This window comes from Clostridium sp., assembly GCF_040797585.1.
Classification (GTDB): Bacteria; Bacillota; Clostridia; order Clostridiales; family Clostridiaceae; genus Clostridium_Z.
This window is the reverse complement of record NZ_JBFNEO010000201.1, coordinates 1-5,090: the sequence shown is the minus strand read 5'-3', so window position 1 is coordinate 5,090 and position 5,090 is coordinate 1. Positions and strand designations below refer to the sequence as shown.

Below are 5,090 nucleotides of genomic sequence, written 5' to 3'. Positions count from 1 at the left end.
GGTTAAGGTCTTTTTCTTTATATGTATTTTTATTAATTTGTCCCTTTGTGTTATCTTTGTATAATCTATATGAATATGAAGTCATTTTTCCTCCTTAAATTTTACATCATAACAATTTCATCAAGCCTCATGGTGTTTTGAGCACCTAAAATCCCAAAATGATGGTCCCAGTATATAAATGCATTAGTATTTATAGGTAAAAATACATTTATTATGGTTTCTATCTTTTTATTTAGCTCATGGGTTTTATGCTTTCCTAAATATATATACATCTCTTTTGGATTATCTTGATTTATATATACCCTGTTATTTTTAAATACCTTGTTTAATACTTTATTAAATAAATGTAGGGATGCTCCTGTTTTATATAGAGCGATAAGATTAGTTAATATATAATCTACCTCTTCTTTTTTAAAAAGCTTAATATTCACCCTTAACTCTTCACCAAATACTCCATTTTCTATGTCTCTCATTAAAAAGTTCTTATAAAACTCCTGTTTACTTATTCCTTGATTTAAGTCTAGTTTCCCTAAATAATGAAGCACTATATCAAATAGTACTTCTCTTAGCTGTCTACTTTCATCTATGTTGATGTCAAATAAATCTTTAAATATGTCATAAAATCTATAGTAGGGATTAACCTCAATGACCTTATCTTCTGGTAAAGAGTTAGTATTAAGATCTATAAAAGATATCTCCATATATGGGCTACATACATTAGCTAGTATAAATTGAATCTCTTCCCTAGGTATATTTTCTTTATCAGCCTTTAATAATATATCCCAAATATAATTCATATTAATCTTCCCTCACAGTGATACTCTGGATAAAATAATTGAATTTCTGATAGTAAGAAACTTAATATATCTCTATTTAAATAGTAATTATTGTCTTTTCCTCTAAAGTATAGTGTTAGTACCTTGTCTCTATTCCCATCTCTTATTTCATCAATGATAAACTCATTCATGGTATAAGTCTCCGAAGGTTTAATTACATTTTCAGAATTAATTTTCCCCTCTTCTTTTTCCTTAAGCTCTAGATGTTTAAATTCTAGATATTTATACACCTTAAAGGAATTTATGATTCTCTCTAGTTCTGATCTGGTTTTTACATTACATCTATTATTTAATGATAGTTTTCCAATAAAACTATCCCTAGCCTCATTACACATAAGTTCATGGTTATAAATATCTATAGCTGAAGGATTTCTAGAAATAATCTTATATATACTCCACTTTTGCCCCTCTTCTTCCGAGGAGCATATAACCAATGAATCCTTCATAAACCTTACATATTGAATATTAGCCCCCTCATAATTAACTAAATACCCATGGCTTTTTCCTTCTTTTTCAATGGATATCATATGTTCATAGGTAACTTTATCCTCGCAAGGCATTGGAAATCCAAGGCTTTTAAGAGATATTCCTTTAATGTTCCAAAGGGGAACCATGTCATACTGAATATATTCAGCGTATTCTTCAAAGTCTATGGATATTTTATTTATCTCCTCATCTTCCCCTATATTTTCCTTACATGTAGTTAAAACCACATTGGCTATTTTATAGATGTAAGGATTGTTTATGGTGGTCCATGGAATATTGTTATTTATAAACATTTTATAAATATCCTTAGTCTTTTCTATATATTCCTTATTTTCCTTTAAAGAGAAATATGCCTCATAGGTTTTTTTATCTGTTTCAATGACCCCTTTAAAGGTTTTATTACTATCTAATATATCCTTAACCCTTAAGTAGTCGCATTTTAAAAACACCTTAAACATTGTTATAGGCTGATTTTCTCTTAAATTATTTAGTATTTCATTAACATCATATATGGCTTCTTCCACATCTTCTTTTAACATAGGATATAGAAACTCATTAGTGGGATCTAAATTCCCTCTTTTAGCTATGGTGCAAAATACATTATACTTTTCTTTTATATCTTCAATTTCATTAAAAACTCTTTTTTCTAATTCATTGAATCTGTTTTCTGTATACTCTTCTAAGGAGGTAAATAAACCACTTAAGATCTTCTTTAAGATCAATCTATCTTCTAAGTTCTCAATATTATTTAACTTTTCATAAACCTGATTTTTCATATCTTCTACCTATTCCTTGCCCATGGCTTTATTTACTATTTCTAGCTTTTCCTCTACCTTCTTTACCTCTTCCATAAGACCTTCTTTTTCATATAAATCTTTTGCTATCATATATAGTACCTTTGCTTCTTCAAAGCTGCCTTTAATATTTTTTTCATCCCCATCTCTTTGGTACCTATCTGCCTGTGCTCTTTTACTGGCACTTTCATCTATTTTCTTATCCATAAGTCTTATTTTGCTGTCTAATTCACTTGAAAAACCATTAGATCCAATTTGATCGTAAAGCTGTTTTGCCATAATATAATACATCTTAGCTCCAACATAATCTCCTGCACTGTAGCTTATGTCTCCTTGCTTAATATGATTTACAGCCTTATCTTCAAGTTCTATCTTTTCCTTTTCTTTTTCATCTTCTTCTTTTTTCTTTTCTTCTTCCTCTTTCTTTTTCTCTTCTTCTGCTGCCTTATCTTCCTTTTGTTTTTCTGCCTTACCTTCATAAATCTTATCTAACTTTTCCATGGCATCTTTTCTTTCATCTTTTAAATATAAGTTAGTTGCTAAATCCTTTGCTTCTTTATAAAGCTTTTCTGCCTCATCTACATTTTCAAGTTCTAGGTTTGTATCTCCTAAGGTTATTAAATCCGTAACCTTAATAGCATTCCTAACCATATTTAATTTATCTAACACATAATCTTGTGCTAAATTATCCACATCATCCATCTTATATAGAGCATTTAAATATCCATCTAAAGCCTCATCATATTTTTTATCCTTTAATTTATTATCTGCATCCATTACAATTTCTGTAAACTTATAGTGATCATCCAAGGTTTTCTTTTCATCTTTTAATTTATATTTTGTAGCTATTTCTAATGCCTTTTTATATTCCTCATTAGCCTTAGTTATATTACCGCTTCCCACATAATTTACTGCGCTTACTTTATAGGAGTTCATATTTTCTATACTGTCTTTTTTCTTATTCCTTTGTATATTAAAAATTACCCCGGAAATAATTAAAATTATAAGTATAGGTAATGCTGTAAGTACTATCTTTTTTATAAGCTGTTTTCTATCAGGATTCTTATAGGCTTTATCTACAAATATTCCTGAAAAAGTGTAATTCTCTATATCTTTAAGTTGTTTTGATAACAACATATCTTCAATACTATCTGCAAGCTCTTTTGGCTCTGCTGCCTCATCAATGGCATCTTCTATTTCTTTCTCGTCTATATTTTCCCATATTCCCCTTGTAAGAAGAGTAATAATATCTCCATCTACTAAGTTTATTTTCTTTGATATGTACGGCTTTTCTAATTCTTCTTGTCCTAAATGACAATATAGGTTATTTCTCTCACCATGTGTTGCTATCTTATCTAAAGCAACCTGTTCCTTATCCGCTAAAACTTGTGTAAGAGATTGGTCATTGCTTTTATATCTTAATGCTCCATCTCTAAATAAATAAAATCTTGTATTTCCAGCTAATGCATATCTAATTTTACTGTAGTCAGTAACCACCACTGTAATAGATGCCTTTAGTCTTGTATAAATACCACATGAAAGAAGTTCATCATTGGCTTCTTTTAAGTATTTTTTTATAAGTCTTTTTTTCATGGTAGGTTTTTCAGTGAAACTTCTTATAACACTTGTAACAACCATCTTAGCACTTTCTAATTGAAGATCATCATCTATACCATCTGCTATTACATAACACCCATAATTATCTAACTCTATAAAAGCAAAATAATCTTTATTCTGCAAAAGTGTACCTGCCTCTGATATAAAGGCAGTTTTAAATTTTGAATTTAATTTTCTCATCTTTTCACCCTCTAAACCCCTTTATGGTTATAAATATTTCATAAGTACAATAGCTCCGTTATATCTATACTCTTTTTCTGAAGCTTTCACTTTATCTATTATTTTCTTTCCTATACCATTAAAATTATTGTTTATAATGGTGTTTTCTATATCTGTCCATGTTAATGCTTCATAAATTCCCCTATTCATTAAAACGATGATATCTTCCTTTTTTAGCTTTATTGGAGTATCAAAAATTTCAAAGGTTTTAAACTCCTCCATGCCAAGGTAATATAGAAGCTTTCTCTCATTAATAGCTGATAATGCAACTTCCTTTGAGAGTCTTCCTTTATAAAATTCTTGTTTTGCTAAAACATCTAGGGTATGTCCCTCACTTAGTTTTAAAAGCTCATCGTCTCTTAAAACTGCTATAACTGTATCTCCAACCATGGCATAATATAGAAGATCCTCCATTATAACTGCACTTACTAAACTAGTCCCTCCATGATTACCATTAGTTCTCTTTAAGATTTCTCTATTAGAAGAATTAAAGGCTTTACTAAAAAAATAATCTACTTTTCCTAAAGTTCTATGGCTCAAAAAAATATCTATAAAAGTATTCACTGCTACTTTGCTAGATATTTTCCCTCCTTTATTCTTCCCAAGACCATCTGCTAAAACTGCAAGAGTTCCAAAGTCTGAATTAACTACTTTAAAATTATCCTCTTGCACCTCTTCTCCTCCGATGGTACATGCTGTCTCTATGTTTATATTTTCTTTTCTATATATTCTAAGTAAATACTCTTTTAGTAATATAAGAAAAACTAATAAAGCTATAAGGAATACTAACAAAATATAGTAATTATCTTTAATTAAATCTATCATTGTAATTACCTCTAATCATTATCTTCCCACTCAAAGTGTTCTCCACAAAATGGTACAAACAAGAACTTACTTTTTCCAAGCTCAATTACATCATAAGGCGCTAATTCTGTTGGCATATAAGCTGCCTCCCCATTTAAATAAGCAATTCCTGATGAATCTCCTGGTAACAACACATTATTTTTCTTCTTTTGATCATAAACAACAATTGCATGATTCCTAAGGGAAACCTTATTATCTCCAACTATTTGTATATCCATATCATCTGCTCTACCTATGAAATTCTTTCCTGCTTTAATCTTATAATCCTTACCTG

5 protein-coding genes are annotated in these 5,090 nt (G+C 29.5%); all 5 read right to left on the bottom strand.

Going from position 1 to position 5,090, the window contains the following annotated elements:
- Nucleotides 1-101 precede the first annotated feature (101 nt).
- On the bottom strand, nt 102-797 hold the full coding sequence (locus AB2369_RS11230; protein WP_367666570.1) for a hypothetical protein: 696 nt from the start codon (nt 795-797) through the stop codon (nt 102-104).
- The gene (locus tag AB2369_RS11225; RefSeq protein WP_367666569.1) at nt 794-2,098 is read right to left on the bottom strand and encodes a normocyte-binding protein; all 1,305 of its coding nucleotides are present in this window, start codon (nt 2,096-2,098) and stop codon (nt 794-796) included. Before AB2369_RS11225 ends, AB2369_RS11230 begins: the two co-directional genes overlap by 4 nt.
- 9 nt (nt 2,099-2,107) lie before the next feature.
- Nucleotides 2,108-3,913 (bottom strand): PP2C family serine/threonine-protein phosphatase, encoded by a 1,806-nt coding sequence (locus AB2369_RS11220; protein ID WP_367666568.1) that lies wholly within the window; start codon nt 3,911-3,913, stop codon nt 2,108-2,110.
- A 27-nt stretch (nt 3,914-3,940) separates the two neighbouring features.
- Nucleotides 3,941-4,777 (bottom strand): PP2C family serine/threonine-protein phosphatase, encoded by an 837-nt coding sequence (locus AB2369_RS11215; RefSeq protein ID WP_367666567.1) that lies wholly within the window; start codon nt 4,775-4,777, stop codon nt 3,941-3,943.
- 11 nt (nt 4,778-4,788) lie between these two features.
- On the bottom strand, nt 4,789-5,090 hold a 302-nt coding region (locus tag AB2369_RS11210), incomplete at its 5' end, for an FHA domain-containing protein (RefSeq protein WP_367666566.1).

Bases quoted from the DNA above. Each gene is read 5' to 3' on its own strand.
- AB2369_RS11230 (WP_367666570.1), bottom strand. From the start codon at position 797: ATGAATTATATTTGGGATATATTATTAAAGGCTGATAAAGAAAATATA.
- AB2369_RS11215 (WP_367666567.1), bottom strand. From the start codon at position 4,777: ATGATAGATTTAATTAAAGATAATTACTATATTTTGTTAGTATTCCTT.
- AB2369_RS11220 (WP_367666568.1), bottom strand. From the start codon at position 3,913: ATGAGAAAATTAAATTCAAAATTTAAAACTGCCTTTATATCAGAGGCA.
- AB2369_RS11225 (WP_367666569.1), bottom strand. From the start codon at position 2,098: ATGAAAAATCAGGTTTATGAAAAGTTAAATAATATTGAGAACTTAGAA.